Below are 25,642 nucleotides of genomic sequence, written 5' to 3'. Positions count from 1 at the left end.
ACTCCTTATGGGAGTTCAATACGTTTCTGATTGATGGATTCTTTATAAAGGACAATCGTACTTCCAATAACTTGTACCAGCTCAGCTTTTGATCCAGTTGAAAGTTCTTCTGCAACCGTCTCTTTATCATCTTCACAGTTTTGAAGAACACTCACTTTAATTAATTCTCGTGCTTCGAGCGCTTCCTCTACTTGCTTAACCAAGTTCGAGTTCACTCCGCCTTTTCCTACCTGAAAGATGGGCTGAATATGATGTGCTTTTGAACGTAAAAAACGTTTTTGTTTTCCTGTTAGCATAATTACCTCCTGAGCTGTTCAATGACTGCTTTTTTCATTTTTTTTGTATCCGGAAAAGTGCCTGTCCATTTTTCAAATGCCATTGCACCTTGCATGACAAGCATTGAGACGCCGTTATCTATAATGGCACCTTTACTTTCTGCTGTATGCAGCCACTTCGTCTGAAGCGGATTATAGACAATATCACATACAACAGTATCATGTTTCAATTGAGCTAATTTTATAGGCATTGTTTCAATATTTGGATGCATACCTGCATTCGTAGTATTAATCAATATATCAAAACGGGATAATTCACTCTCCGCTTTCTTTAATGATAAGGGCTCTACACATGTATTATTTAAATCCTTTACTAAAAGGGTTAATCTTTCTGCTGAGCGGTTTGCAATAAAAAGCTTTTTTGGATTTTCTTTTAAAAGTGCATAAGCAATCGACCTCGCAGCTCCTCCTGCTCCAACTAAAAGAATATTCATCTCACTTATTGGTCTGCTGATTTTTTCTTTCAGACCTAATAAAAAGCCTTTTCCATCGGTATTGTACCCGATCAGTTTTCCATTATTATTTACAACAGTATTAACCGCTCCTATTTTTTCTGCTTCTGGATCGATTTCATCTAAAAAAGAAATAACTGCAACTTTATGCGGAATGGTAACATTGCAGCCCGCGTAATCACTCTCTTTTAAAAACTGTATAAAAGAGGGCAATTCTTCCGAAGTCACTCTCTTTTTTTCGTAAGATCCCTGAATTTCCGCTTGTACAAAAGCTTCGTTTTGCATCACGGGCGATAACGAATGTTCTATTGGATCTCCGATAACCAATGCTTTTATCATCTATAAAATCCTCCTTAAATTAAGGATTTTCGAATCGTAACTGATACACCTTCTGGAGCGTAGAAAGCAACTTTAGCACCTGCTTCAGGGAAAGTAACCCATCCTAATCCTGAAATAACCACATCTGTTTTGCTTTCCTTTATCATCCATTCATAGCGTCTCAGTTTTGGGAAATTAGCTGTATCTTCTGGAGGAGCCAGCATTTCACCAAGATGCTTTTCATATAATTCATCTGCTTTTTCAGTCTTCGTTCGATGGATGTTTAAATGATTAGAAAAATGACAAACAAAGGATTGTTTACCGCCCTTCAAATAATCCATTCTTGCAAGTCCGCCAAAGAATAAAGTCTGCATTTCATTTAACTGGAACACCATTGGTTTGATTTCTTTTTTGGGCATTATGATACTCAGTTCTTTTTTAGATACATAATGGGCCATTTGGTGATGATTAATGATTCCAGGTGTATCATACATATGACTTCTTGCGTCAAGGGGAATATCGATTAAGTCCAGAGTTGTTCCAGGAAAGTGAGACGTTGTAATAAAGTCGGAAGTTTCCTCTCCAAACTGCTTTATCAATCTGTTTATGAACGTAGATTTACCTGTGTTTGTACAGCCTACTACATAAACATCTCTGCCTTGCCTGTATTGGTCAATGCTATCAGCTAATTCTTCAATGCCATATCCTTTTTCAGCAGAAATAAGCTGAACATCGATCGGCTTCAGCCCTAGCTCTTTCGCTTCTTTTTTCATCCAATGAATAACTTTGTTAGGATTTACAGATTTCGGAAGGAGATCCAGCTTATTACCTACAAGTAATATAGGGTTCTTTCCAGCATAACGGTGAAGGCCAGGCAGCCAGCTTCCATTGAAATCGAAAATATCTACAATCTTTACAACGAGTGCATCTTCCTCTCCAATACTGGAGACAATTTTGCGATAATCGTCATCAGACAAACTCACATCGTTTATTTCATTATAGTGTTTTAAACGAAAACAGCGCTGGCAAATAGGCAGCTCTTTCGTTAATGCCGAAAGAGGTGCGTATCCAAGCGCTTCTTTGTCCTCGGTTTGTATGGAAATACCGCAGCCCACACACTTTATTTGTTCCAAACCTATTCCTCCCAATGAATCATGCCTTTTCTTTTCATCCAAGACAATATAATACGTTCAATTTTACGGTTAAACCTTGTCCAAAATCCGTCACTGCTCGCTACAGGAACAACAAGAATTGTATGTAATCCTATTCTGTTTCCTCCAAGTACATCTGTCAGCAACTGATCGCCGATTACAACAACCTGTTGATTTTTTAATTTCATATCTTTCAGCGCTCTTTTGAAAGCCTTGGTCATCGGTTTTCTTGCACTATAGATAAATGGAATCCCTACAGGTTCAGAAAAGCTTTTTACTCTTTGTTGAGTATTATTTGAAACAATTGTTATTAAAATGCCTTTTTCTTTAATAGAAGTGAACCATTTAATTAATTCAGGAGTTGCTTCGGGCCTGTCCCATTCTACAAGCGTATTATCTAAATCGGTGATAATCCCTTTCACTCCACGTTCTACTAACATTTCCGGTGTAATGTCCAATATATTTTGAACATGCTGATCCGGCAAAAAATGTTTTAACATTCTAGCACCTCTTCACATTTCCTAATGAACGTTTCTATTTTACCAGTAATGTAAGGAAGAACAAACGGTTTTTCAACTTTATTAGACAAAAGAAATTCTTTTTCGCCCTTGCTAAAAAAAGTTTTCGACAAATTGTTCCCCTGCTCTACAATGTGGATAATCTTATTCACATTATCCACCTAGTATTTAGTTACCTTTTCTAAAGATGTTAACACTTTACCCACAACTTATCCACCAAACACTGTGGATAAACGAACGATTGTTCTATTTTACAATACATGGTAAGCTTCAGATACATAAAACATTAACTTATCATTTTATGAATTCCATAGCATTTTAGAATACTTAAATTGAAGATTTATAATGAAAAAACAGGAGGTGACCAAGCCGCTTAAAAAACGGCTATATTATGGAAAAACTCTCGGACGACCTGTTAATTGAATCTTACCTGAAAGCTAGAGAACTTAAACTTAGCAAAGACTTTATTTTACTTATAAAAAAAGAAATCGATAGAAGATCACTGCATGTCAGATTGCAGCAGGTTCTAATGTAGGATTGTTTAAAGAGCGTAAATTACGCTCTTTTTTTGTGCGCAGCAATTTTTCCGCTTTACGATAATCATTAGGGGTAAATGTTACTTCCACAGGAATCTTCCATTTTTTCTCCCAGTACTCTTTGTATTGTTTGCTTATGGCTTCTGCTTTCTTCTGATGATAAGCCTTTATTTTTATTGCTATTAAATATTTGCTGTCTTGTTTTACTACTATTGCATGTTTCACTAGAGTGTCTTTTGTAATCTCATTTTTCATTTCTTCAGCGAGGGAAGAAGCAGTAAATACACCTGTTTCAGAAAAACTGATATGTTTTCTGTAATACTCTCTCGGCTGAAATACAGGACTGTCTTTGTCTTTTTTATAAACAGAATCATTAAAACAGCCTGTTAATTGAAACATAATGATAAGTAATCCGTATGTAAGTAGTAGTCTCATTTTCAATCACCTCTCAAATAGGTTAGGTATTTTTCGGGAAGGATATTCAAGAGTTCATGAAAACCTTATTTTGAGAGAGTTTTTTACAGTAAATGATTTGCTAAATCGGAAAGGTTTTGCTTACAATGTAATGGACAAATGACGACTATTTTTAGGTTTTAAGGAGGTTTACCGGTTGCTGCATTTTTACATACTGCTTCCTTTTTTAGCAGCTCTTCTGATAGGCTTGTCTGCAAAAAAAGTGAACCGGATACATACTGGATGGCTAGTATTGCCTGTTCCAGCTGTTCTATTTATTGTTTTTTGTTCTAAATTACCTGTTTTAGCGAAAGGAAAAATCGTACAAAGCACTGCGGATTGGATTCCCTCTTTGGATATCCAGTTAAGCTTTTATTTGGACGGACTAAGCATGCTGTTCTCGTTATTAATCACTGGAATTGGTTCACTCGTTGTACTCTATTCCATTTTTTATTTATCGCGAAAAGAACAGCTAGTACATTTTTATGTTTACTTGCTTTTATTCATGGGCTCAATGCTCGGAGTTGTTTTGTCGGATAATGTTTTTGTTCTATATACGTTTTGGGAATTTACGAGTATTTCATCGTTTTTGTTAATCGGTTTTTGGTTCTACCGTGAACGTTCAACTTACGGTGCACAAAAATCAATGCTTGTAACGGTGTTTGGCGGATTATCGATGCTTGGTGCTCTTATTCTACTTTCTATTACAACAGAGACTAACAGCATTCGGATGATGATCGCTAACCGATCAGATATATTAGAAAGTGACCTGTTTATTCTTATACTAATTTTGTTATTGATTGGGGCTTTTACTAAATCAGCACAATTCCCATTCCACAGCTGGCTTCCTGATGCAATGGAAGCTCCTACACCTGTCAGCGCATATTTGCATTCTGCAACAATGGTTAAAGCTGGGCTATATTTAGTAGCCCGTTTCTCGTTAATCTTCAGCGGAACAGATGAGTTTTTTATTATCGTTTCTGGTATTGGTCTGATTACACTTTGTTTGGGTTCATTTTTAGCTTCAAGACAAACCGATTTAAAGGGGATATTGGCGTACTCCACAATCAGTCAGCTTGGGATGATTATGGCGATGCTTGGTTTTGGAACAGGAGTGGCTATTCTTGCTGCTATCTTTCATATTTTTAATCATGCTACATTTAAAGGCAGTCTGTTTATGATTGCAGGTATAGTAGATCATGAAACAGGAACGAGAGATATAAGAAGACTAGGCGGATTATATACCTTTTTGCCGATTTCAGCTACGCTTGCGTTTATTGGAGCATTTTCAATGGCTGGTGTTCCTCTGCCGATTTTTAATGGGTTCTTAAGTAAAGAAATGTTCTTTGATTCTTCGCTGAAATTAGAACAATCAACTGGACTTGCTGGGATGTTTGCTGAATGGATACCTATTTTAGCTGTTTTGGGCAGCATTTTTACGTTTGTCTATTCCATGTATTTGGTATTTGGAACATTCCTCGGTAAACAAAAAACAGATCAATTAGAGAAAAAACCGCATGAGGCACCGATTGGTATGCTTTTATCACCAATCATTCTAATTATTTTTGTTGTTGCTGTTGGTCTGCTTCCAAACCTTATTAATGAGCCATTACTAGCTCCCGCAGTTGCTGCTGTAACAGGAGATCTGCCTCATACACACCTCGCATTCTGGCATGGTCTGAACACACCGTTCTATATGTCTTTAATAGTTGTAGGTGTTGGTGCTTTGCTGGCATACACGTTAAAGAGATGGCAGCCTGTCTATAATAAGATTCCAGGGAAGCTTTCATCTGATCATTGGTATCAGACAATCGTTTATGGATTATTAAGAACTTCTAAATCTTTTACTGAGTTTTATATGACAGGTTCATTACGTTTGTATTTTTCTATCATTTTAGTATTTTTGGTTGTAACGACTACCATTTTTATGTACTTCACGGACGGATTTACAATTTCGGTTGATGATTTGGCACCTATTACATGGCCAGAAGTACTCGTTGGCTTTGTGATGGCTGCAGCCTCAATTGCTACCATTTGGATGAATCAGCGAATTGCTGCAATTATTGTAATCGGAGTGGTAGGTTACGGACTTTCCCTGTTATTTGTATTCTTCAGGGCGCCTGATCTGGCATTAACACAGCTTATCGTTGAAACAATAACTGTAGCCTTATTCTTATTATGTTTTGCTCATTTGCCGAAACTTAAGAAATCAGATAAAAGCACCTCTGAAAAACTTATCGATTTAATTATTGCCGTTTCAACAGGTGCATTGCTTACATTAGTAGCTATTGCTTCACATAGCTCAAAATCGTTCGATAGCATCGCGAAATATTTTGTTGATAATTCTTATAAGCTGGGCGGCGGAGATAACATCGTAAACGTAATACTAGTTGACTTCCGCGGCTTGGATACACTTTTTGAAATTGCAGTTCTTGGACTAGCTGCGCTTGGCATTTTTGCCATGATAAAATACCGGGATAAAGGAGACATGAATCACTAATGGAAATTGTAATGTCTATACTTGCCGGAACTTTATTTGCGGCCGGCGTATATCTTTTGCTTCAAAAACAGCTTTTAAAAATTGTTCTGGGAACAGCGCTGCTTTCTCACGGTGCACATCTATTCATATTAACTATGGGGAAATTAAACCGTGGAGCTCCGCCTATTTTGGAAAAAGGGATCAAAGTGTATACGGATCCTCTTCCTCAAGCGCTTATTTTGACTTCAATCGTAATCAGTTTCGGTGTAACCAGCTTTTTGCTGGTGCTTGCGTACCGGACATACCAGAGCAATAAGACTGACATGATGGATCAGCTAAGGGGAACCGATGATGAGTAATTTAGTATTTTTGCCAATCTTTATTCCATTGTTCGTTGGTGCTCTTCTCGTTTTCTTTAATAAAAAGCATCAGCTGACAATGAAAATTTCATATTTGACAGTATTTCTAAGTTTAGGAGTATCCATTTACTTAAGCTATTATGTGTTTAAAAATAATCCTCTGATTCTTGAAACAGGAGCTTGGAAAGCACCTTATGGAATCATTCTTGTAGCAGATAAGCTTTCTGTTATTATGATACTTTCTGTAAATGTTATTGCATTAGCTGCAGTAATCTTTGCATCCTCTTCTGTTAACAGCAAGATGGTGCAGCATTATTTTTACCCCCTTTTCTTTCTATTGATCGCTGGGGTGAGCGGAGCCTTCTTGACAGGTGACTTATTCAATCTGTTTGTGTTTTTCGAAGTTCTTTTGATGGCTTCATATGGGCTAATCATCATTGGAGGATCAAAGCATCAATTTCGTGAATCTGTAAAGTATATATTGTTAAACTTATTTTCTTCAATTCTATTTGTAACTACTGTTGCTTTTCTTTACTCAGTAACTGGTACTGTTAACATGGCACAGCTCGGTGAACGTGTAGCAGAGGTTGAGCAGCAAGGCATATTAACAGGGATAGCCATATTGTTATTTGTGGTATTTGCAACCAAAGGGGCCTTGTTTCCGCTATACTTTTGGCTGCCAAAGTCATATATCGTTCCATCCCCTGTTGTCTCGGCTTTGTTTGGAGCTCTCCTGACTAAGGTTGGCGTGTATTCTATGCTTAGAGTTTATACACTTATTTTTTCTCACAAACTTGAGCTGACGCATACATTCTTCATATGGGTTGCGGCGATTACGATGCTGATCGGAGTAATAGGAGCTTTATCTACTTCAAATGTAAAGCTGATTATTGCCTACAACATTATGCCGGCGATTGGTTTCATGCTTCTTGGGATCGGAACATTTTCAGCTGAATCACTTGCTGGTACGATTTATTATCTTGTGCATGATATGGCAATAAAAGCCGCATTGTTCTTCCTTGCGGGTTTACTCGTATGGCATGCAGGCACTTCCAATTTGAATAAGATGGGCGGATATATTAAAACATCCCCTCTTTTAGGATGGATGTTTTTCATCGCTGCCCTCGTACTTGCGGGGATTCCTCCTTTTAGCGGCTTTATCGGCAAGTACCTTCTCTTAAGAGGTGCTTTTGACGAAGAACATTATATGGCTGCCGGGATCGGGCTTTTATCCAGTCTGTTAATCTTGTTTTCAGTAATCCGAATTTTTATTGGAGCATTCTGGGGTGAGGTTAAAGAAGAGCCTAAGGAAAAAGTTAGACGCTCCGGGCTAGCCGCATCTGGATTATTAATCGCTATCTCAATTCTGCTTGGGGTAGGAGCTGAATGGTTCTATCCATATATCCAATCTGCAGCTGATAGTCTTATCGACCCTCAAATCTATATTGATTTTGTTTTAAAGGAGTAGTTCCATGACATTTCAACTTATCTTGAATTTGCTGATCGGCGTCATTTGGATGTTCTTATCTGAGAGCTACTCATTCGCAAGTTTTTTGGTAGGATTTGTGATTGGGGCGGCGCTGCTGTTTCTGCTTAATCGCTTTATACCGGATTCCTATTACTTTAAACATGTTAAAGCTATCGGATATTTAATCTTTCTTTTTATAAAGGAATTAATTTTAGCCAATATCGAAGTACTAAAATGGGTATACAAGCCCAAACTTGATTTCCAGCCAGGAATTATCGCATTGCCGATTGATGTTAAAAAGAATTGGGAAATTACTTTGCTCGCTAACTTAATTACACTTACTCCAGGGACACTTTCTGTAGATGTTTCAAGAGACCAGCGATATATTTATATTCATGCTATAGACCTGCCTGACGTAAATCAAACGATCGTTGGGATTAAAGATACTTTTGAAAAAGCAATAAGGGAGGTAACACGATGACAGATTGGTTTTCTATGGTTGTCTATATTTGTTTGTTCGTGATAACCATCTCTATTCTTCTTCTTTTATACAGAGCAATTGTCGGCCCTTCGAACCCTGATCGTGTTGTTGCACTTGATACAATTGGTATTAATCTGATTGCGATTACCGGGTTAATGGCAATCCTATTAGATACAGTTCAATTGAACGATATTATACTGCTTATCGGAATATTGACTTTTATTGCAACCGTCGCTGTTGCAAAATTCTTGGAAAAGGGTGTTATCATTGATCAAGATCGTGATTAGTTTTTTCCTTATCATTGGCACCTTTTTTATTTTATCCGGAACGTTAGGTGTACTTCGTTTTCCAGATGTTTATTCAAGGCTTCATGCAGCAACTAAAAGTTCAACATTAGGTGTGTCTGGCGTCCTTATCGGCTCTGCTATTTATGTCTATTCAGATATGAATGTTTTCAGCGGAAAACTGATCTTAGGAATTCTATTTGTCCTCCTGACAGCACCAGTTGCAGGTCATATGATTTCTAGAGCTGCCTACCGGACAGGAGTGCCATTATCCGAAAAGACCGTTTATAATCATCTGGAAGAAAATAACAATATTAAGAAATCATAAACTTTTTGCTCTTTCAAACAGTGCCTAATTGGCATATAATGAATAAAATGGTTATATACTTTTAAGCAACTAACCGTAGCAGGATATATTTATATCCTGCTTGTGTTCCATTTGAGGAGTGATCGAATGTTTATGATTGAAAGAGAGCGCATTGATTCCACTGTTAAGAAAGTGAAGGGACAAACTGCAAACTTCTTAACATTGATCAACTTATCACTAGGCGCCTTAGCTTTGTTATTTATGATGAATGGTGATTTGAAAATCGGATTTATCTTAATCTTTTTAGCTTGTTTGTTTGATCGTTTTGACGGAATGGTTGCAAGAAAACTGAATATTGAATCCGAGTTTGGTAAACAACTGGATTCACTTTGTGATTTAATTTCCTTTGGCATCGCACCGGCATTTTTAATTTACCAAGCTGTACTTCATCAGTTTGGTGTTCCTGGCATTATATTCACGATTATATTTATCGTATGCGGAGCAATTCGTCTAGCACGATTTAACATTACAGAATTCACAGGATCGTTTGTTGGAGTGCCGATTACGGTTGCTGGATGTTTAATGGCTGCGGCATATCTGGCAATTAACTTTTTACCAGGATTCTTCTATATGTTCCTGACAATCGGTTTGGCCATATTAATGATCAGTACAATATCCATAGAAAAGAGATAAAAAAAACCGCAGAATATGAATCTGCGGTTTTTTTATTAGGCTCATTTCTAAAAGATTGTTGCTACTAAGAGATATTCAAAAGTTCTTCACTGCATGTTAATTGGAGCGGAAGGACGAGACTCCTCGAAAATAAAAATCACATTTTCTTCGTGCGATGTAACGCTTTCGAAGCCTTACTTGTCCTGCAGGATGTGCGGGGCAGGTGAGACCAATCAATGTACGCAGTACGGAGGGAGCTCACCTCACGCCCTGCGGAAAGCGAGCCACAAAGAGCGGAAATTAACCACATTCAAAAGTAACAATGTTTACGAAAACAGCCTTTTTTTATTATTTTTGAGTCAATTCAAGGAATTCTTCTACATCTGCAGCTGCCAATTCGATTCCCTTTAACCAGAAATCTTGCTTCGTAATATCAATTCCTAAATGTTTTTGTGCCAGTTCTTCTACTTCCATCTTTCCTGTGTCTTGTAAAAGCGCGATATATTTCTCTTCGAATGAAGGTCCCTCTTCTTTCGCTTTTGCGTAGATTCCAGCTGAGAACAAATATCCGAATGTATACGGGAAGTTATAGAACGGTACATCTGTAATGTAGAAGTGAAGTTTAGATGCCCAGAAATAAGGATGATACTCAGCTAAAGCTCCATTAAATGCTTCTTTTTGAGCTTCTTCCATCAATTCACACAGACGCTCAACTGATAATTGACCGTTCTTTCTTTCTTCATACATTCTTGTTTCAAACAAGAAACGTGCATGGATGTTCATAAAGAAGGCTACAGAACGCTGAGCTTTATCTTCTAAAAGAGCGATCTTTTCTTCTTTTGTTTTTGCATTTGTAACAGCAGCATCTGCAACAATCATTTCTGCAAAAGTAGATGCTGTTTCAGCAACGTTCATCGCATAATTCGTTGCATAATAAGGTAATTCTTTCAATACATCTGAATGGAATGCGTGGCCTAGCTCATGTGCTAATGTAGAAACATTGCTCGGCGTACCAGAGAACGTCATAAAAATACGAGTTTCTTTCTTAGTCGGGAAACCTGTACAGAAACCTCCAGGTCTTTTTCCAGCACGGTCTTCTGCTTCAATCCATCCTTTAAGAAAAGCTTTCTCTGAGAAATCAGCCATTTTAGGAGCAAGCGAACGGAAATGTTCAACGATAAACTGAGCCGATTCATCATAGCTCATCTTGCTGTTTGCAGAAGAAAGCGGTGCATCAACGTCGTACCAGCTTAGCTTTTCTAAACCGAGTAATTCTGCTTTACGATCTAGATATTTCACAAAAATATCTTTTTGTGATGAAATAGCGTCCCACATGGCCGTAAGTGTTTCTTCTTTCATACGGTTGATCGCAAGAGGCTCTTTTAACGTCTCTTTCCACCCTCTGTGTTTATAGATCTCATTTCTAAATCCAGCAATGTGATTAAGTGATGCTGCGCAAAATTCTCCCTCGTTATCCCATGCCTCAACGAACTTTTCGAATGTATCTTTTCTTATTTTACGATCAGGATTAGAAAATTTGTTTTCTGCTTGACCAACAGATAATTCTTCTTCTTTTCCGTCGATTTCAACTTTAATATTAATTCTTCCTACTACTAAATCATAAAGCGTTGACCATGCATGGTATCCATCTACTGCAAGATCATTGATTAAAGATTCTTCGGAAATGCCCAGTTTTTCTTTAGCTTGCATTCTTCTCTCGTTAAGTGAGAATGTGATATCTTTAAACTCCTGCATGCTGAGTACTTCTTTCCATGTATCTTCGGAGATTTCCATCAACTGCTTATCAAGTGCTGATCCCACATTGGAAAACGAAGCATATACAGATTCTAATCGCCCGCGTAGTGCCATCGCTTTTTTATCCTTAACATCTTGTGCGATCAAACAACCCACAAATGAACCTGTAGTTGAAAGTCTTTCAGAAAAACTTTGCATGTCTGAAATCAGGTTTAAAAAGCTTTGATTTGAAAATGTAAATTCATCTGCTTTTTTTGCAAGGACTTTAACTTCCTCTTCCGCCCATTTTATTTCTGCTAATAGCTCTTTTGACTCACTGCCGCCAGGAAAAACAGAATCAAGTTCCCATGTTTGCCTTAAATCTTGTAATAGCATATTCTTCCCCCTATTATGTATGTATTTACACTCTTTTCTTATTATAAAAAATATTCAAACAAAAATCGACTATGAAGTTTATTTTTATTCAATTTTATTTTTTTCACATAAAAAAACTCCCCTATTTGGAGAGATTTTTTATTATTCTGCGATTGCCGCATAAATAAAATAGGCTAACATCACTACGAATGATCCGTATAAAACAGCTTCCTGCATCTCAACGCCTCCTGTTTTTACCTATTCTATTCCCTGTTTTTACGATTTAAACACAGTTATCCATTTTTATTCTTAACGGGCTTGTTTACCAAGGTTTGCTTTTGCCTGCTGTATTAGTTCTTTAACCATCCTTCCGCCAATTTGTCCCCCTACACGCCCTGCATCTTTTGAAGTGATCTGCCCATTGTAGCCTTTTCCTAGCTGTACACCCATATCTTTAGCGACTTCATACTTCACATCATCCGGGGATTGGTCAGAAACTTTGTATCCCGCTTCTCTCATTACTTTTGCTTTTAATTTATCCAGTCCTTCACGTGCTTCTGGTACGATAGGCTGTCTTTTTCTTCTTGCCATTTAAAAAACTCCTTTTTTCTTTAGTTTGCCCGAAGTAAAAAATAAAAAGGCTGTAAATGTTACCAGCCTTTTGTTCAGATATATTACCGTTCAGATTGCTGACGGCTTCTGTAGAATTCATGGAACAGCTTCATGAGCGCTCTCTTTTCAATCCGTGAAACATAGCTCCTTGAGATCCCCAGCTGTTTAGCAATTTCTCTTTGTGTCTTTTCTTTTTGCAGATCCAAGCCAAAACGTCCAACAATTACTTCTTTTTCCCGGTCATCCAAAACATGAATATAATCGTAAATTTTCTTTTTTTGCATTTTTAATTGAATCGCATCAACAACATCTTCAGTTTCAGCTTTTAAGACATCAATGAGCGTAATTTCATTTCCTTCTTTGTCCGTTCCGATTGGGTCGTGAAGTGATACGTCTTTTTTCGTTTTCTTTAATGCCCTTAAATGCATTAATATTTCGATTCTAATGTCAATAACATAGCGTGAATAATTGTAAGTAAATGGTGGGATGTTTAGAATTGTATTTTGAATATCAAAACTACAAGAGTAATAAAGGTTTATTTGAGGGGATTTATTATTTTCTTAAGTTGCTTTCATTATATAACATGAACATCTCCATGTATTGATGTTTAAAAACATTAATCAATTACTTTAGAATGTATAGATTTGAATGTGGTCTTTATATACTTTTATCTCTTACGACATGAAGTATGAGTGACTTTTTTTTATAACGGACACGACAGTCGATAACCAATAAATATTGCTTAGAATATATTACTTATTCCCTCTGGATTAAATTTTCTCCTTCATCAACTCCTGCCCTTTTGTTGATGAATAAAATAAAAAGAGCTTACTCCTGAATACTTCAGTAAATAACTAAGTAACAAACTCGCCATAAAAAAAGCACTGATCATTATTTTCAGTGCTTCATTTCACCTTTATTTAGAGTAAACAATTCCTTTGAACGTTTCCATGGAGAGGTAATATTTGTTTTTGAAACATTGATTCATGTTCAATAATTTAAGGATTTATTCAAAGTCCATCGTTGCTTACTGTTACTGTCTCAATAAGCTGGGACTCTTCCCATCCTTTACAAACATCTACCCAATCTTTAGCCAATGAATATTGAAATAATTCATCACATGTTAGTTCAATAGCAGAGTTTCTGGTTCCACATGCAGGGAAAAGGGTTTTGAAACGTTTCATCGAGACATCTAGATAAACGTCCATTTCGTTTTCCAACCCGAAAGGGCAAACACCACCTATCACATGTCCGGTTTGCTCTATCACTTCCTCTGGCGTTAGCATACGTGCCTTGAATCCAAATGTGGTGCGGAATTTCTTGTTATCGATTTTTGCATCACCGGCTGCAACGATCAAGATGGCTTCGTTCCCTTCCCCCCTGAAGCTTAACGTCTTTGCAATTCGAGCAGGGATGACGCCAATTGTATTAGCTGCCTGCTCAACCGTTGCACTTAATGTTTCAAACTCCAACACATCACCTTCACGATTCCACTGTTTAAAATGAGTTAATACGCTTTCTAATGACATCTTATTCATCCTTCCCTTTTACGATATTACGTCAAATGATACTGCTTTAATAAGGTAAAGCAATATTAGCCTCTCGACATTATAGCTTGGCGAAAATGATTTCAGTTAGAAGAAAGGGACAAATGAAGAAAAGCCCGCTATTGCTGGTTTTTCTTCATTTCAGAGAACCTGATCCAACCTTATTTTTGCAGGCTAATTCTCGTATACTCTTTGGAGTAAGCAATCTTAAATAGTTCCAGATAGTCCTCTTTTGTTATTTCCCTTGCATTGCTTGGTGTAGAACCATTCAAGTACGATGACTCAGCAAGATAATCGAAGTCATTCTCGTTCACCCCAGGTAATGAGTGGAATGTTGGGATTGATAAATCGGAAGCCAGCTGCTTTAATTCCTCTACAAGGCGAGCAGTTGCATCCTTATCGGAATCGTTTGGAGGGGCGATACCTATCGTCCTCGCAATCGTTGCATGTTTTTTAAGATCCGCTCCTGCATTGAATTCGACCATATATGGCAGGAACATCGAATTTGCGACCCCATGTGGCGTATCATATAATCCACCGATCGCCTCAGCCATGCAATGAACGGATGCTACATCTGCATGGGAGAAAGCCATGCCTGCAAGAGTGGATCCAACCATCATGTTGTAACGGGCTTCTTGATTATTTCCATCATTTACAGCTGTCCTTAAATAAGGATAGATATGTTTCATTGCCTGTAATGCCAGACCGTCTGAAATGGGATTTGATAGTTTGCAAGTATAGGCCTCTATTGCATGCACCAAAGCGTCCATTCCTGTGGATGCAGTTAAGTGGGCAGGTAATCCATAGGTAAGCTCGGGATCCACAATCGCTAAAGCAGGTGCGATATTTACATCCTTGATGGTAAATTTAATCTTTTTTGCCGTATCCGTAATAACCGAAGAACGTGTCACTTCTGCACCTGTTCCAGCAGTAGTCGGAACAACAGCGATTGGGGTCACTTTTTCAGGAACATTATTTCGCCCAGCGTAATCCTGCGGCTTGCCACCTAGGCACTGCAAAATTGCAATCGCCTTCGCTGAATCAATAACTGATCCCCCGCCTATTGCCAATATGGCATCCGCACGAAATTCTCTGGCTGCTTCCCCGCCAGTTTTACAATCGATATCCCGTGGATTTGGCTTCACTTGATTAAACGTACGGGTTTCATAGCCTAGTCGTTCTAACATTTGGATAGCTTGCTTTACAAACCCAACTCGCTCAATTCCAGGGTCCGTTACGATAAAGATTCGAGTTCCCTTTATGAATTCTTTTAAGTATGTACCTGTTTTTTGAAATTCACCGTTTCCAGCTCGTATGATGGTTGGCAGATTAAATTCGATGTGGTTCATGAACATAACTCCTTCCCAGTTCTTTTCATCATCATAATGGAAAAAGAAGTACATTTAAACTAAATTGTCTTAATTTTATAAAAATGAATATGTCCTGCAAATCCAAAACCCTATATTGCTATGATAATCTTTGCAGCATAGCTCTTTTTATTATCAACGAAAAAAGTAACCCACCCTATGGGATGGGGATAACGGTTGCCGTCTCTATTTCCGATGACAACAATTTCTGTTCAAAACTACTTGTCCTTAAGATAAAAACTTAAAGTGCATTTGTAAGAATATAAGAATCATTTTTATATATTTTTATTATTCTTCTCTTATTAGAATTACATAGGTTTTCTGAATTTTGCTTAGTAAATTCCAATATTTATTAGTCACAGTAAAAAAGGCCAAAATTTATGCAGGTGCTTTAGAAATTGGTTAGAACATTATTAATAAACATATATGAAAAGGGGCATCATTCTTATGGATAAAACTCAAGAAATCGTGTCGTCATTAATAACTGCTCGCAAGAATAAACAGCCACTTCCTTTCATCGATCCGGAGAGCTTTTCTACAGAAGAATCTTTTTACAATGTCCAAAATGAATATATTCAAAGAGGGATCGAGGAATATCATCATCATGTCAAAGGTTATAAAATCAGCTTAACGAATAAAGGCCTTCAAAAAGTTTTTAACACTAATTCCCCTGTATATGGGACATTAACGGAAAACACAATTATTGAAGACGGTGTTGTAAGCAGAAAAGACTTTTTCGACCCGTTATTGGAAACGGAGTTAATGTTTAAAATAACAGAGGACATTTCGGCTTTTGCTGATCCATCTGAAATTATCGAAAAGAGTTTAATTGCTCCGGGGCTTGAAATACCCGATAGCCGGATAAAAAATTGGTACCCGAAGATTTCGATTGGCGAGCTGATAATGGATAACGCAGTTACAGGAAGAATAGTTGCTGGTACCCCAAAAAAATTAAACTCAAGCATTAAGTTAGATGAGATAGCTGTTACCCTCTTTTTGAACGATGAAGAAGTAGCCCATGGACAATCTAATTTTGTTTTAGACAATCCATTAAATGCTGTCTTATGGCTTAATAATACGCTATCTGCACAGGGAAAAACTCTTCTTAGAGGAATGATTATTTCATCAGGGACATTTATTGCACCCATCCCACTAACAATTGGCACTTATCGAGCTTGTTTTGATTACTTTGGTGAAGTAAATCTTAGTGTTTATGAATGAAACAAAAGACCTATATTTCTGAACTGCATTCCAATTGTTAGACAGCACTAACAATTGGAAGTGTAGTTTTTTTTATGCATAAAGGAGTAAAAAGATAGGTTAATAACCCAACCAATTATGTACTAGATTTCCACGAATCTTCACACATTACAGTTAACATAATAAAATTATTAGCAACAAGAAAACCCCGAGATATATAGAATCTCAGGGTCTTCTCTGAATTATTTAAGTGGAGAAGAAAAATAAAATTTAGTTCAGCTTGAGTATCTTGGTCTTCATCGACTATATGGTGTTTGTATGTTTTTTTAAAGACTACTACAAGGCAGTTTAAGAATTAATTTGAGGGGTTTTATTATTTGATTAAGTTGCTTTCATTATACAACATGGTGAGAACAACTCCATGTAACTAATGTTTAAAAATGTAAATCTAGAAAGTATAGATTTGAATATGATCTTTATATACTTTTATCTCTCTTACGACATGGCGTATGAGTGACTTTTTATCTTCAAAGGTAAGTTCTTGTTTTCCTTTTGAGAAATAAAACAAAGCTGCTTCTTCAATTAATTTCTTTCCGTAGATGTGTTGGTCACTTTCTTTCTTTTTCTCTTCCAGAGCTGAAAGATCTTTTTGCAATCGTTCTTCTTTTTCTTTTAATTCTTTTAACGATTGTTTAATTTCTTCTTCCGATATATCTATTCCTTGAGTAATTAAACTTAGTAATCTTTTCCTTCCAGATCTAACTTTTTTAATTTCACTTTCAAGCCGGTCTATTTCAACATTTTCTATATTTATGGATGTTCCTTCTTGATCTTTTTCTGTAGCTGCTGCTATCTCAACTGGCGCATTTAACCACTCAAGAATAGTGTTCCATACTTCTTCGTCTAAATTTTCAACAGAAACTCTCCGACCGCATCCTGGATGTTTAGCACCTGAATAATTTTTCTTATCAGTATAGTTATAAACGGTTTTACCCCAGTCTGTTCCGGTTACGCCAACCATCGTATTATTGCAATTTGCACATCGAATCAATCCACTTAATAAATACTCTCTTTTCCCTTTTTTAGCCCATCTCCGTCTGGATTCACTCAATAATTTTTGAGCATGGTTAAATGTTTCTTCATCAAGAATAGCTGGACATTCAATTTGTATCCATTCCTCTTTTGGTCGTTCTGTCATTGGAACTCTGTCTTCTTTGGATTTGTATTTGTTACCGAGCATTCCTTCTGTGTTCCAGCGATTTTGATAAAACTCACCAATATAATCTCTGTTCATTAGCAATTGACGAACCACTTGGCGATGCCAGACTTTTGCCCCACGTTTAGTTGGGACTCCTTTACTTGTTAAATACTTTGCGATTCCATTCATTCCTTCAACTAAATGATTAGGTTTTGTAAACAAATCAAAAATAAGTCTTACTATTTTAGCTTCATCTTCATTTATGATGATTTTTCCTATTTCTTTATCATAGTCATATCCATATATCTGAAAGTTTCTTAAAACTTTTCCTTGTCGTGCCTTCTCTTTTCTACCGCGACTCATACGCTCATTAATCTTTGCTTTTTCAAATTCAGCAATCGCACCGCGCATGCTGTAAAAGAGATTCCCTTCAGGTGTCTTTGTATATTCACCATTAACAAACACGAGTTGCACACCGCGTTTTTCGATTTCATCCGTTATTATTAACTGATTCATTAATTTTCTTGAAAGGCGGTCTGGGTCTAAACATACAACCTTAGTAATCAATCCATCCCGAACATCGTTTCTTAACTTGGTTAAGGCATGCCGATCAAGGATTTCCCCGGAAACTCCTCGATCTACATACTCGATTACTTCATCGGTCTGTGCTTTCTTCCTGCATTCCTTGATCTGATCTTCCAAGCTGAATCCCTTCTTCACTTGCTCTTCCGTACTTACCCTCGCATAAATCGCTATCATTGAGCTTCTCCCTTCTGTATTTTTCCTTAAGATAAGAGTAGCAAGAATACCGAATCTTGGCAGTAGAGTTACCTTCAATGATTTTGATATGCATCCCGCATCACCTCATCTAAAGGTATGCGTAAAGGGCTTGGTTACTTTCTAATTTTATCTTAGATGACTTGCCTGCTCCTGCATTCTGACAATAAATTAGGAACAGTTTATTCGATAAACTGTTCCTTTACATGAACTATAGTGTTGGCAAATCCAATGCGGTCTTCATATTTGTCAAGTTCAAATGGATTTGCTCGTTCGTATTCCAAGCATGATACCATTCTTTTTCCACCATATAACCGGAAACTTGTTCATGCAGCTCTATGGCTTCCTCTAAATGCCGAGTTAACATTTCTTTGATTTCAGGTGTTCCGGCTTCCGTGACCGCCATGGCGTAATTTCTGACCCCGCTTTTTGCCGCAATTAATAAATCCATCGCAACACTTTGGTCGGAAAGGGCATCCATTCCTGTTAAGTTTTCAATGATTGGATTCAATTTTACTCAACTCCTAATGATTGTTTTGCATTAGATAAAACAGAGGTATATTCGTTTAACTGTCTGGTGGAAAGATCAATGTCTTGCAGCATAATTTCTTTTAGCCTTGGGTCACTAACCATTGCTCTCATTGTTTTAGACTTGGTTAAACAATTGGTTTTAAAAGCGGCCATTTCTTGAACCTCAAGAACTTCGTGTAGGGCATAGTTCATTTTTCAATCCTCCTTCCTCAAGGCTTCAAGATGACTTTTATACAATCATCCGTTTTGGTGTCAAAAATCTCATAGCCACGCTTGGCTTCACTGAGAGGAAGGACATGGCTGATCACATCTCCCGGATCAATCTTTCCTGTAGAAACCAGTTCAAACATATAAGGCATATAGTGAATGACTGGAGCTTGTCCGGTGCGAATATTTACATTGCGGTTCATAATATCTCCAAATGGGAAACCGTTATATTTCCCCCCATAAACGCCGGTCACCTGGATATTTCCGCCTTTTCTGACGGCCTGGGTCGCCATGATAAATGCACCAAGTGCCCCACTCTGAAGTTTTAAACCGCTGGCTAGAAACTCCATATCGGTCATTTTCGCATCCATACCCACAGCATCAATGACTACATCCGCCCCACCCTTGGTGATTTCCTTCAGGTATTCTCCACAATTTTTATAATCCTCAAAGTTTACGATTTCAACTTTATTCGTTCGTTTCGCATGCTGCAAGCGGTAATTCACATAATCGACTGCAATCACCCGCTTCGCTCCTTTTAGCCAGCAAAACTTTTGTGCAAAAAGTCCCACCGGACCGCATCCCAAAACAATAACGGTATCCCCGTCCTTTACACCCGCATTATCAACACTCCAAAAACCAGTGGTCATCGCATCCGCTATAACCGTTAACTTTTCATCTGGTACCTCGCAGGTCTCCGGAACTTTAAAATGAGTAAAGTTGGCAAAAGGAACTCTCAAATATTCCGCTTGCCCGCCTGGGTAACCGCCAGTTGTTCCAGAATATCCGAAATAGGCTCCCATATCTCCATTATCATTTGAATTGTCGCACTGGCTTTCCAAATTGTCTTTACAGAAACGGCATTCACCGCATGCGATGTTAAATGGAATGATTACGCGGTCTCCCTTTTTTAGGTTAGTCACTTCAGGACCAACCTCTTCAACGATTCCCATCGGTTCATGTCCAATGACATAGTTTTCTTGCAGGTTTGGGATCATACCATGAATTAAATGCAAATCAGAACCACATATTGCAGTACTGGTCACTTTGATAATCATGTCATCTGGTTTTTCAATCTTAGGGTCTGGCACTTCTTTCACAACAACATTTTTTATCCCTTGATACGTTACCGCCTTCATACTATATAACCTCCAGTGTTAATGTTCATCAGGTGTACGATCGAACAAGCCCTTTCGATTGGTCTCAATGGGAAACAGGTTCATTTTGCCAATTTTAATCGTATTGTTAGCCGAAAGCTGATCCAATTGATACTGTTCCGATAATTCGTAAGGATGAAACCATTTTTTCTTGATCATTAACTCGGATATTTCCTGATGCATTGCAATGCCCTGCATCAATTGTTTTTTTAATACCGCCCGGACATCGGGTGATGCGGATTCGGTCAATGCTACAGCTATATTGCGAACGCCTTCTTTGGCACGAAGAAGAAAGTCCATGGCAAAGGTTGTGTCTGCTAGTTCAGGCATATGAAGCGAGTTTATCGGGTCCAAATAATCATTATTCATGAATGTTTTCTTCCTTTCCATCAATGATGGGGGTTGGGCGATTTTGAGGAACAGGAGCTTGAAACGGTGCTCTTTCATAAAGGGACTGCAATTCAGTCAGATCTTGTATTGATTGTTTAACATCTTTTTTCATTAAATTTCTTAAATCATCATCAAAGACCAGCCCTTGCATTAATTTAGACTTGGCGATACAAAGCGTTTTAAAGTTAATGGCCTCATGTAAATCCAACGACTCATGGGCAGCCAATTTTTGTTGATCCATTTTGATTCCCCTCCTTTTTTTCGTAAATACAATGATATTGTGCCAAAAAGGGGATGAAGTATGCTTTACAATATTTCCTACAAAGACTAATCAAAAAGAAGATCCTTTCCTTTTTTGACACATTATTAGTATTGATTTGATTTCATCCAGATTTATAATCAGAAAAGTCGCATCCGCTGCTTTTAGCGACACGAACTATTATTCCCAAATTGAATGGGAAAAAGGGTCCCGAGCCAAGAAGTCGCAAGATGGGGCTAGTCTTGTTTGCACAGATCTTACTTCCATAAAGCAATAACTCCTTTAGAATAGATCAGAATAGAGGAAAATAAGAAAACAGGTGCCCCTTATTCCGGTTCACCTGTTTTCCTTTTTAAATATATTTAATCCATCGAACTTACAATCATTTTCCGCAGCTTAAACAGAGATGAAGAATTTTCGGGGAATCACCAGCTTCGTGTTTTCGAGCGGCTCTTCCCAATCCGAGGCAGCTAGATCTTTGCATGGGTATTGACATTAGAATCTCGTTCTCTATACACCTGGCAGCATACGTAGCAAGCTTCGTTCCTTTTCCTCGTGAATAGCTTTCGATTGCTTTGATAAGTCCGATTGTACCGATGGAGATAAGGTCTTCCGTATCCTCCCCTGTATTTTCGAATTTTTTTACAATATGAGCAACAAGCCTCAAATTGTGCTCGATTAGCAATCCTCTAGCTGTTTCATCACCGTTTGCCATATCTTTTAAGTACTGCTTCTCTTCATTCTCAGACAGCGGCTGGGGAAAAGCATTGTTTTTTACGTATGACACAAAGAGCATGACTTCTTTAAAAAAATAGGCCAACACACCTACTAATGACATAAACAGCACCCCCAAGACAATTCTTACTCCTTTATCTTTATGCAAAGCTGGGCTTGGGTGTGTCTGTACATCAAAAATGGAACCTTTTTATTTCATTGACGTAATAGAAATAAATGGTTTTCAAGAATTGGGATTACATCTATAATTAGGCTTGAATGGGGTGAAATCATGAATAAAACAAAGAAACTTATTGCAGGTGTTTCATCTGCATCTGTAGCGGTTATGCTTTCTGGCTGTAATGATCAAGCTCAGGAGCTTCCTCCAGAACCTACTGATACTGAATGCCAGGATTGGGAATGGGATGAAGATGACGGCGTCTATGAATGTGACGATACCAATTCCCGTTATTTCGGCTATTACTTCTTTGGCGGCAGATATTTTAGCGGAACGAGCAGTTTGTTGAAAAACTCAAAGTACAAGGCTTACAAAAACAGCTCCAGCTTTAAAGGCGGAAGCACTGGATTCGGGAGCAGTAAAGGCTTTGGGGGATAAAAATTAAGGAGTTGTAAAGATGAACTTATTTATTAATTTTGCGTTATATGCGGCAACAGGCCTCGGACTTTTATTTGCAGGATTTATTATCTTTGAATTATCAACAAAAACAAAGGAACTTCAGTTAATCAGCAAAGGAAATACAGCAGCTGCTCTATCCCTTGGCGGAAGACTGTTTGGTCTTGCTTTTGTAATCGGCTCTTCAATAGCTAACTCATTGAGCATTATCGATTTGCTTATTTGGGGAGCAGTAGGGATCATTTCTCAGATTGCAGCGCTTTTCGTTGCAGAACATCTGGCTATTCGTTCAAGTATTTCAAAAGCCATAGATGCTGATAACAAAGCGGTCGGATTGCTCGTAATGTTTCTAAGCCTCTCTGTTGGATGGGTTATCGGACAATGTCTTACATATTAATATGAGACTGTTTTCGCAAACTTTGTTGTTTTTGAAAGTAGTTGATTTCCGTTCCAGGTTGCTTCGCTTTCCGCGGGGCGTGCGGTGAGCCTCCTGGCGCTCTGCACCATTAGTAGTCTCACCTTCAAGGAAGTAATGTGCTCCTGTGTCTACAAGCAAATCCTTACGCGCGTGTTCCTCGTCGCATGCCTTGCGAGAAAAGTATTCATGTAGTTGGCACGCACCTTGCACTCCAATCAACTTATCAATGAAGTGAAAGAAAAAATAATCATAAGCAACAATCTTTTAGAAAAGAGCCGAATAAAAAGCATGCAGCGTAGCCCGCATGCTTATATTTTTTCTCCTACATAAATGACGTAAACAGCACGGTCTTCATCCAGTTCTGCTGAATCTCTTAAAAATTGACCCTGCCTTGGAATCTCTATTACATCTTTTAAAAGATACCTCATAACATCCCAATGGCTGTTTAATGCCTGGACATGTAACAGGGGCATATCACCTGTATTTTGATATTGCCTGAACTCTAAAAAGATTCCTCTTCCTTTGTAGCTTTCTTCATCTACAAAGCGTCTGGCAGGACCTTTTTCTTTAACGATTAAAATCTCTTCGCTCCCTTTCATTTCATTTGATTGAAGTTCATATTCTTTTTGTCCCGTAACGAAAAATTCACATAACTGTCTCGCATATTTTTCATCATTATGCATATTTTCAGGTATTTTATAGGTTAAGAAAGGTTCATATCCATCTGATTTCTCTATGTAATAAGTTAATTCCATTATTCTCATCCCTTTTATTATTTGTTATGTTTATGATATCAGTTTTCATGAATGTATGTATCACCGGAGGTTTTTATTATTATGAGCTATATTGAAGAAAGAAAAAAATTCTATGAGAAGATTCCTGAGTTTTGGGCAGATATGTATGGGCAAGAGTATGCGTTATTTAAGCCGCTCTTTATTGAAAAAAAAGAAGCAGATTCAGTTAAGAAGTTTGGGTTCAGAGTGAGTCAAATTCTATTTAAAACAGCAGCACTTCTTCAATCACAGAACTTGGATGATGAGATCTTAAAGCTTTTAGGGTTTCCGGATTCACTGTTTCCGTTCCTCCGGTTTCATACATCGCTTCCAAAAACAGTGATCGGCAGAATTGACTCCATTGAAACTCTTGAAGGACACAAAGTAATGGAGTTTAACAGTGATACACCTACATTTATATATGAATGCTTTAAAGTAAACGGGCTGATTTCGGAACATTTTGGCGGTAATGACCCCAATGCAGGTTCGGAAGAGGAACTGAAGCGTGCAGTTCGATCAGCGATTCTTACTTCCTATCGAGGATTAAAAACTTCGCATTCTCCAAACATTGTATTTACATCGCATGATGACAATATAGAAGATAAAGAAACCGTCCTTTATTTGAAACAGCTAAGCGGTTTTCCTTCTCAATACATACCGTTAGACCAGCTTATTATCAGAAAAAATGAAGGTCTTTATGATACAGAAGGGAAAAAAATTGATGTCTTGTACCGGCAGACATTTCCAATAGAATTGCTTATTCAGGATAAAGACTTAGCGACAGATGAGGAAATCGGATTGCAGCTGACTGATCTTGTTATCAAAAAAAAGCTTGCTATTGTAAATCCTCCATCTGCATTTTTATTGCAGAGCAAAGCTGTACTTGCTGTCATCTGGGGCATGCATGAAGAGCGTGCATCCTATTTTACAGAGGAAGAACACGAATGGATTGGCCAATATTTTTTACCAACCTATTTAGAACCTGATCTTTTCCTGAAAAATAAGGAGATGTTTGTGCAAAAGCCAGTATTTGGCCGTGAAGGTGATACGGTCCGAATATATGATGAAAAAGGAATGCTGCTCGATCAGGACAAACATACAACATATGAACATTACGTTAGTGTTTATCAGAAGTACGTTCCCCTTCCAAAAATGAAGTTCGAGTCACAAAAAGGAACGACTGAAGGACACCGTATGACAGGTACATTTGTCATTACCGGTAAACCAAGTGCTTTCGGCTACCGTGTAGGAAACCGTATTACAGATAACCTTTCTTACTTCCTTCCCTCTTGTATAAAATAAAAAGCGCCTTTCCACATTATAGTGGAGGGCGCTGATTTTTTTATTAAAGCATTGAAGATATATTATATGATGCCTTTTCTTTAGCCCGATCATAAAGAGATTTTACTCTCTTATCAACCATGTATTGTTCTTCTGATCTATGGGTTCTTTTAATTGAAAAGGTAATCGTTACAAAAAACAAGTGTAATGTAAACATATTGTTATTCACTCCTAATTCATTATTTTATTTTTTCGGTTAGGTTGAGTCTTTCTCCGTTAACAGCCAAGTAAGCAGTGTAATTCCTACCATAATCATTGCAATCTCCTCCTTTAAATTTTTATATAAAAAACACCGCAGGAAATCCCTGCGGTGCAAAAATGGTCATAAAAAAACCGCAGGTATTCGACCCGCGGTGTCCTTTAAACATAATTAAATAGACAAACTGCTCCAGTTGGCGGTCGAACTTAAGTTTTTATTCAATTTCATTGTTGTACGTAACTTTAAAATCATTTTGTTCAACCTCCTTTTTGTAATTTTACTTTCCTTAGCAAATTATACACAATTTACCAAGTGTTGTAAAGTATTTTTTTTGGCCATTAAAAGGATATTCATTTTGTTCAGAAAGTTTCCTGTTTTTTTAAAAATTAGGTATTA

29 protein-coding genes and 2 pseudogenes are annotated in these 25,642 nt (G+C 37.6%); 12 read left to right on the top strand and 19 right to left on the bottom strand.

Annotated elements, in window-relative coordinates; genetic code table 11:
• Positions 1–5: 5 nt before the first annotated feature.
• The 4 genes from yhbY to ACFW35_RS06825 are packed head-to-tail and all read right to left on the bottom strand — an operon-like array spanning position 6 to position 2,756.
• Positions 6–296, bottom strand: a complete 291-nt coding sequence (yhbY, locus tag ACFW35_RS06840) for a ribosome assembly RNA-binding protein YhbY (protein ID WP_379834881.1) — start codon at positions 294–296, stop codon at positions 6–8.
• 2 nt (positions 297–298) lie between these two features.
• Entirely contained in the window at positions 299–1,126 is an 828-nt protein-coding gene (gene aroE, locus ACFW35_RS06835) for a shikimate dehydrogenase (RefSeq protein ID WP_379844637.1), read from the bottom strand.
• Between the two features lie 14 nt (positions 1,127–1,140).
• Positions 1,141–2,244, bottom strand: a complete 1,104-nt coding sequence (gene yqeH, locus ACFW35_RS06830) for a ribosome biogenesis GTPase YqeH (RefSeq protein ID WP_379847411.1) — start codon at positions 2,242–2,244, stop codon at positions 1,141–1,143.
• A complete protein-coding gene (locus ACFW35_RS06825; protein WP_379844636.1) occupies positions 2,241–2,756 on the bottom strand; it encodes a YqeG family HAD IIIA-type phosphatase in 516 nt (171 codons plus the stop codon). The genes yqeH and ACFW35_RS06825 overlap by 4 nt, the downstream gene beginning before the upstream one ends.
• 409 nt (positions 2,757–3,165) lie before the next feature.
• Between ACFW35_RS06825 and ACFW35_RS06820 the strand changes: the two genes are divergently transcribed.
• Positions 3,166–3,309, top strand: coding sequence for a sporulation histidine kinase inhibitor Sda (locus ACFW35_RS06820; protein WP_066291173.1), 144 nt, complete (start codon positions 3,166–3,168; stop codon positions 3,307–3,309).
• Here the strand turns inward: ACFW35_RS06820 and ACFW35_RS06815 are convergent.
• Positions 3,284–3,745: a hypothetical protein gene (locus tag ACFW35_RS06815; protein ID WP_379844634.1), complete on the bottom strand. Its 462-nt coding sequence runs from the start codon at positions 3,743–3,745 to the stop codon at positions 3,284–3,286. The genes ACFW35_RS06820 and ACFW35_RS06815 overlap by 26 nt on opposite strands.
• Before the next feature lie 178 nt (positions 3,746–3,923).
• On the opposite strand from ACFW35_RS06815, the gene ACFW35_RS06810 reads away from it, so the two are divergent.
• The 7 genes from ACFW35_RS06810 to pssA all read left to right on the top strand — a co-directional run bounded on the left by ACFW35_RS06810 (position 3,924) and on the right by pssA (position 9,834).
• Positions 3,924–6,263: a Na+/H+ antiporter subunit A gene (locus ACFW35_RS06810; protein WP_379847410.1), complete on the top strand. Its 2,340-nt coding sequence runs from the start codon at positions 3,924–3,926 to the stop codon at positions 6,261–6,263.
• Positions 6,263–6,601: a Na(+)/H(+) antiporter subunit C gene (locus tag ACFW35_RS06805; RefSeq protein ID WP_379834889.1), complete on the top strand. Its 339-nt coding sequence runs from the start codon at positions 6,263–6,265 to the stop codon at positions 6,599–6,601. The genes ACFW35_RS06810 and ACFW35_RS06805 overlap by 1 nt, the downstream gene beginning before the upstream one ends.
• Positions 6,594–8,069, top strand: a complete 1,476-nt coding sequence (locus tag ACFW35_RS06800) for a Na+/H+ antiporter subunit D (protein ID WP_379844633.1) — start codon at positions 6,594–6,596, stop codon at positions 8,067–8,069. Before ACFW35_RS06805 ends, ACFW35_RS06800 begins: the two co-directional genes overlap by 8 nt.
• A gap of 4 nt (positions 8,070–8,073) precedes the next feature.
• On the top strand, positions 8,074–8,550 hold the full coding sequence (locus ACFW35_RS06795) for a Na+/H+ antiporter subunit E (RefSeq protein ID WP_379834892.1): 477 nt from the start codon (positions 8,074–8,076) through the stop codon (positions 8,548–8,550).
• Positions 8,547–8,837, top strand: coding sequence for a Na(+)/H(+) antiporter subunit F1 (locus tag ACFW35_RS06790; RefSeq protein ID WP_379844631.1), 291 nt, complete (start codon positions 8,547–8,549; stop codon positions 8,835–8,837). Before ACFW35_RS06795 ends, ACFW35_RS06790 begins: the two co-directional genes overlap by 4 nt.
• Positions 8,809–9,162 (top strand): monovalent cation/H(+) antiporter subunit G, encoded by a 354-nt coding sequence (gene mnhG / locus ACFW35_RS06785; RefSeq protein WP_379844629.1) that lies wholly within the window; start codon positions 8,809–8,811, stop codon positions 9,160–9,162. Before ACFW35_RS06790 ends, mnhG begins: the two co-directional genes overlap by 29 nt.
• A 126-nt stretch (positions 9,163–9,288) precedes the next feature.
• A complete protein-coding gene (gene pssA, locus ACFW35_RS06780) occupies positions 9,289–9,834 on the top strand; it encodes a CDP-diacylglycerol--serine O-phosphatidyltransferase (RefSeq protein WP_379844627.1) in 546 nt (181 codons plus the stop codon).
• 327 nt (positions 9,835–10,161) lie between these two features.
• Here the strand turns inward: pssA and ACFW35_RS06775 are convergent, their stop codons facing one another.
• From ACFW35_RS06775 to ACFW35_RS06755, 5 genes and pseudogenes are all read right to left on the bottom strand, one after another.
• Entirely contained in the window at positions 10,162–11,943 is a 1,782-nt protein-coding gene (locus ACFW35_RS06775; RefSeq protein ID WP_379844625.1) for a M3 family oligoendopeptidase, read from the bottom strand.
• 288 nt (positions 11,944–12,231) lie between these two features.
• On the bottom strand, positions 12,232–12,513 hold the full coding sequence (locus ACFW35_RS06770) for a small, acid-soluble spore protein, alpha/beta type (protein ID WP_379844623.1): 282 nt from the start codon (positions 12,511–12,513) through the stop codon (positions 12,232–12,234).
• Between the two features lie 83 nt (positions 12,514–12,596).
• Positions 12,597–12,980 (bottom strand): annotated as a pseudogene (locus tag ACFW35_RS06765) (sigma-70 family RNA polymerase sigma factor); the annotation flags it as partial.
• A 564-nt stretch (positions 12,981–13,544) separates the two neighbouring features.
• Positions 13,545–14,063 carry a YbaK/EbsC family protein gene (locus tag ACFW35_RS06760; protein ID WP_379844621.1) on the bottom strand — a complete coding sequence of 173 codons (519 nt, stop codon included), beginning with the start codon at positions 14,061–14,063 and terminating at the stop codon, positions 13,545–13,547.
• Between the two features lie 179 nt (positions 14,064–14,242).
• A complete protein-coding gene (locus tag ACFW35_RS06755; RefSeq protein ID WP_379844619.1) occupies positions 14,243–15,430 on the bottom strand; it encodes an iron-containing alcohol dehydrogenase in 1,188 nt (395 codons plus the stop codon).
• Between the two features lie 465 nt (positions 15,431–15,895).
• On the opposite strand from ACFW35_RS06755, the gene ACFW35_RS06750 reads away from it, so the two are divergent.
• Positions 15,896–16,669, top strand: a complete 774-nt coding sequence (locus ACFW35_RS06750; RefSeq protein WP_379844618.1) for a 2-keto-4-pentenoate hydratase — start codon at positions 15,896–15,898, stop codon at positions 16,667–16,669.
• A 427-nt stretch (positions 16,670–17,096) separates the two neighbouring features.
• On the opposite strand, the gene ACFW35_RS06745 is transcribed toward ACFW35_RS06750, so the two are convergent.
• The 7 genes and pseudogenes from ACFW35_RS06745 to ACFW35_RS06715 all read right to left on the bottom strand — a co-directional run.
• Positions 17,097–18,605 (bottom strand): recombinase family protein, encoded by a 1,509-nt coding sequence (locus tag ACFW35_RS06745; RefSeq protein WP_379844616.1) that lies wholly within the window; start codon positions 18,603–18,605, stop codon positions 17,097–17,099.
• A gap of 229 nt (positions 18,606–18,834) precedes the next feature.
• The gene (locus ACFW35_RS06740; RefSeq protein ID WP_379844615.1) at positions 18,835–19,134 is read right to left on the bottom strand and encodes a spore coat protein; all 300 of its coding nucleotides are present in this window, start codon (positions 19,132–19,134) and stop codon (positions 18,835–18,837) included.
• Positions 19,135–19,136: 2 nt separating this feature from the next.
• The gene (locus tag ACFW35_RS06735; protein ID WP_379844613.1) at positions 19,137–19,346 is read right to left on the bottom strand and encodes a hypothetical protein; all 210 of its coding nucleotides are present in this window, start codon (positions 19,344–19,346) and stop codon (positions 19,137–19,139) included.
• A gap of 17 nt (positions 19,347–19,363) precedes the next feature.
• Complete coding sequence (locus ACFW35_RS06730) at positions 19,364–20,500, bottom strand: zinc-dependent alcohol dehydrogenase (RefSeq protein WP_379844612.1); 1,137 nt, start codon at positions 20,498–20,500, stop codon at positions 19,364–19,366.
• An 18-nt stretch (positions 20,501–20,518) separates the two neighbouring features.
• Complete coding sequence (locus ACFW35_RS06725; protein WP_379844610.1) at positions 20,519–20,887, bottom strand: spore coat protein; 369 nt, start codon at positions 20,885–20,887, stop codon at positions 20,519–20,521.
• Positions 20,880–21,149: a spore gernimation protein GerQ gene (locus ACFW35_RS06720; protein WP_379844609.1), complete on the bottom strand. Its 270-nt coding sequence runs from the start codon at positions 21,147–21,149 to the stop codon at positions 20,880–20,882. Before ACFW35_RS06720 ends, ACFW35_RS06725 begins: the two co-directional genes overlap by 8 nt.
• Positions 21,150–21,654: 505 nt before the next feature.
• Positions 21,655–22,005: pseudogene (locus tag ACFW35_RS06715) on the bottom strand (sigma-70 family RNA polymerase sigma factor); the annotation flags it as partial.
• Between the two features lie 168 nt (positions 22,006–22,173).
• Between ACFW35_RS06715 and ACFW35_RS06710 the strand changes: the two are divergent.
• The gene (locus ACFW35_RS06710) at positions 22,174–22,497 is read left to right on the top strand and encodes an aminotransferase yhxA (RefSeq protein ID WP_077359138.1); all 324 of its coding nucleotides are present in this window, start codon (positions 22,174–22,176) and stop codon (positions 22,495–22,497) included.
• 19 nt (positions 22,498–22,516) lie between these two features.
• On the top strand, positions 22,517–22,912 hold the full coding sequence (locus ACFW35_RS06705; protein WP_379844608.1) for a DUF350 domain-containing protein: 396 nt from the start codon (positions 22,517–22,519) through the stop codon (positions 22,910–22,912).
• Positions 22,913–23,241: 329 nt separating this feature from the next.
• Here the strand turns inward: ACFW35_RS06705 and ACFW35_RS06700 are convergent, their stop codons facing one another.
• Positions 23,242–23,688, bottom strand: a complete 447-nt coding sequence (locus ACFW35_RS06700) for an RNA helicase (protein WP_379844607.1) — start codon at positions 23,686–23,688, stop codon at positions 23,242–23,244.
• Positions 23,689–23,769: 81 nt separating this feature from the next.
• On the opposite strand from ACFW35_RS06700, the gene ACFW35_RS06695 reads away from it, so the two are divergent.
• Positions 23,770–25,008, top strand: a complete 1,239-nt coding sequence (locus ACFW35_RS06695; RefSeq protein ID WP_379844606.1) for a glutathionylspermidine synthase family protein — start codon at positions 23,770–23,772, stop codon at positions 25,006–25,008.
• A gap of 43 nt (positions 25,009–25,051) precedes the next feature.
• On the opposite strand, the gene ACFW35_RS06690 is transcribed toward ACFW35_RS06695, so the two are convergent.
• Positions 25,052–25,204 (bottom strand): YrzI family small protein, encoded by a 153-nt coding sequence (locus tag ACFW35_RS06690; RefSeq protein ID WP_379834906.1) that lies wholly within the window; start codon positions 25,202–25,204, stop codon positions 25,052–25,054.
• Positions 25,205–25,642 lie beyond the last annotated feature (438 nt).

Origin of the sequence: Fictibacillus sp. NPDC058756 (genome assembly GCF_042746035.1) — a bacterium.
Lineage (GTDB): Bacteria > Bacillota > Bacilli > Bacillales > Fictibacillaceae > Fictibacillus.
This window is presented reverse-complemented; position numbering and strand designations above follow the sequence as displayed.

Coding starts and splice junctions, on each gene's coding strand:
- yhbY (WP_379834881.1), bottom strand. CDS start 296: ATGCTAACAGGAAAACAAAAACGTTTTTTACGTTCAAAAGCACATCAT.
- aroE (WP_379844637.1), bottom strand. CDS start 1,126: ATGATAAAAGCATTGGTTATCGGAGATCCAATAGAACATTCGTTATCG.
- ACFW35_RS06825 (WP_379844636.1), bottom strand. CDS start 2,756: ATGTTAAAACATTTTTTGCCGGATCAGCATGTTCAAAATATATTGGAC.
- ACFW35_RS06820 (WP_066291173.1), top strand. CDS start 3,166: ATGGAAAAACTCTCGGACGACCTGTTAATTGAATCTTACCTGAAAGCT.
- ACFW35_RS06815 (WP_379844634.1), bottom strand. CDS start 3,745: ATGAGACTACTACTTACATACGGATTACTTATCATTATGTTTCAATTA.
- ACFW35_RS06805 (WP_379834889.1), top strand. CDS start 6,263: ATGGAAATTGTAATGTCTATACTTGCCGGAACTTTATTTGCGGCCGGC.
- ACFW35_RS06800 (WP_379844633.1), top strand. CDS start 6,594: ATGAGTAATTTAGTATTTTTGCCAATCTTTATTCCATTGTTCGTTGGT.
- ACFW35_RS06795 (WP_379834892.1), top strand. CDS start 8,074: ATGACATTTCAACTTATCTTGAATTTGCTGATCGGCGTCATTTGGATG.
- ACFW35_RS06790 (WP_379844631.1), top strand. CDS start 8,547: ATGACAGATTGGTTTTCTATGGTTGTCTATATTTGTTTGTTCGTGATA.
- pssA (WP_379844627.1), top strand. CDS start 9,289: ATGTTTATGATTGAAAGAGAGCGCATTGATTCCACTGTTAAGAAAGTG.
- ACFW35_RS06775 (WP_379844625.1), bottom strand. CDS start 11,943: ATGCTATTACAAGATTTAAGGCAAACATGGGAACTTGATTCTGTTTTT.
- ACFW35_RS06770 (WP_379844623.1), bottom strand. CDS start 12,513: ATGGCAAGAAGAAAAAGACAGCCTATCGTACCAGAAGCACGTGAAGGA.
- ACFW35_RS06760 (WP_379844621.1), bottom strand. CDS start 14,063: ATGTCATTAGAAAGCGTATTAACTCATTTTAAACAGTGGAATCGTGAA.
- ACFW35_RS06755 (WP_379844619.1), bottom strand. CDS start 15,430: ATGAACCACATCGAATTTAATCTGCCAACCATCATACGAGCTGGAAAC.
- ACFW35_RS06750 (WP_379844618.1), top strand. CDS start 15,896: ATGGATAAAACTCAAGAAATCGTGTCGTCATTAATAACTGCTCGCAAG.
- ACFW35_RS06745 (WP_379844616.1), bottom strand. CDS start 18,605: ATGATAGCGATTTATGCGAGGGTAAGTACGGAAGAGCAAGTGAAGAAG.
- ACFW35_RS06735 (WP_379844613.1), bottom strand. CDS start 19,346: ATGAACTATGCCCTACACGAAGTTCTTGAGGTTCAAGAAATGGCCGCT.
- ACFW35_RS06730 (WP_379844612.1), bottom strand. CDS start 20,500: ATGAAGGCGGTAACGTATCAAGGGATAAAAAATGTTGTTGTGAAAGAA.
- ACFW35_RS06725 (WP_379844610.1), bottom strand. CDS start 20,887: ATGAATAATGATTATTTGGACCCGATAAACTCGCTTCATATGCCTGAA.
- ACFW35_RS06720 (WP_379844609.1), bottom strand. CDS start 21,149: ATGGATCAACAAAAATTGGCTGCCCATGAGTCGTTGGATTTACATGAG.
- ACFW35_RS06710 (WP_077359138.1), top strand. CDS start 22,174: ATGAATAAAACAAAGAAACTTATTGCAGGTGTTTCATCTGCATCTGTA.
- ACFW35_RS06705 (WP_379844608.1), top strand. CDS start 22,517: ATGAACTTATTTATTAATTTTGCGTTATATGCGGCAACAGGCCTCGGA.
- ACFW35_RS06700 (WP_379844607.1), bottom strand. CDS start 23,688: ATGGAATTAACTTATTACATAGAGAAATCAGATGGATATGAACCTTTC.
- ACFW35_RS06695 (WP_379844606.1), top strand. CDS start 23,770: ATGAGCTATATTGAAGAAAGAAAAAAATTCTATGAGAAGATTCCTGAG.
- ACFW35_RS06690 (WP_379834906.1), bottom strand. CDS start 25,204: ATGTTTACATTACACTTGTTTTTTGTAACGATTACCTTTTCAATTAAA.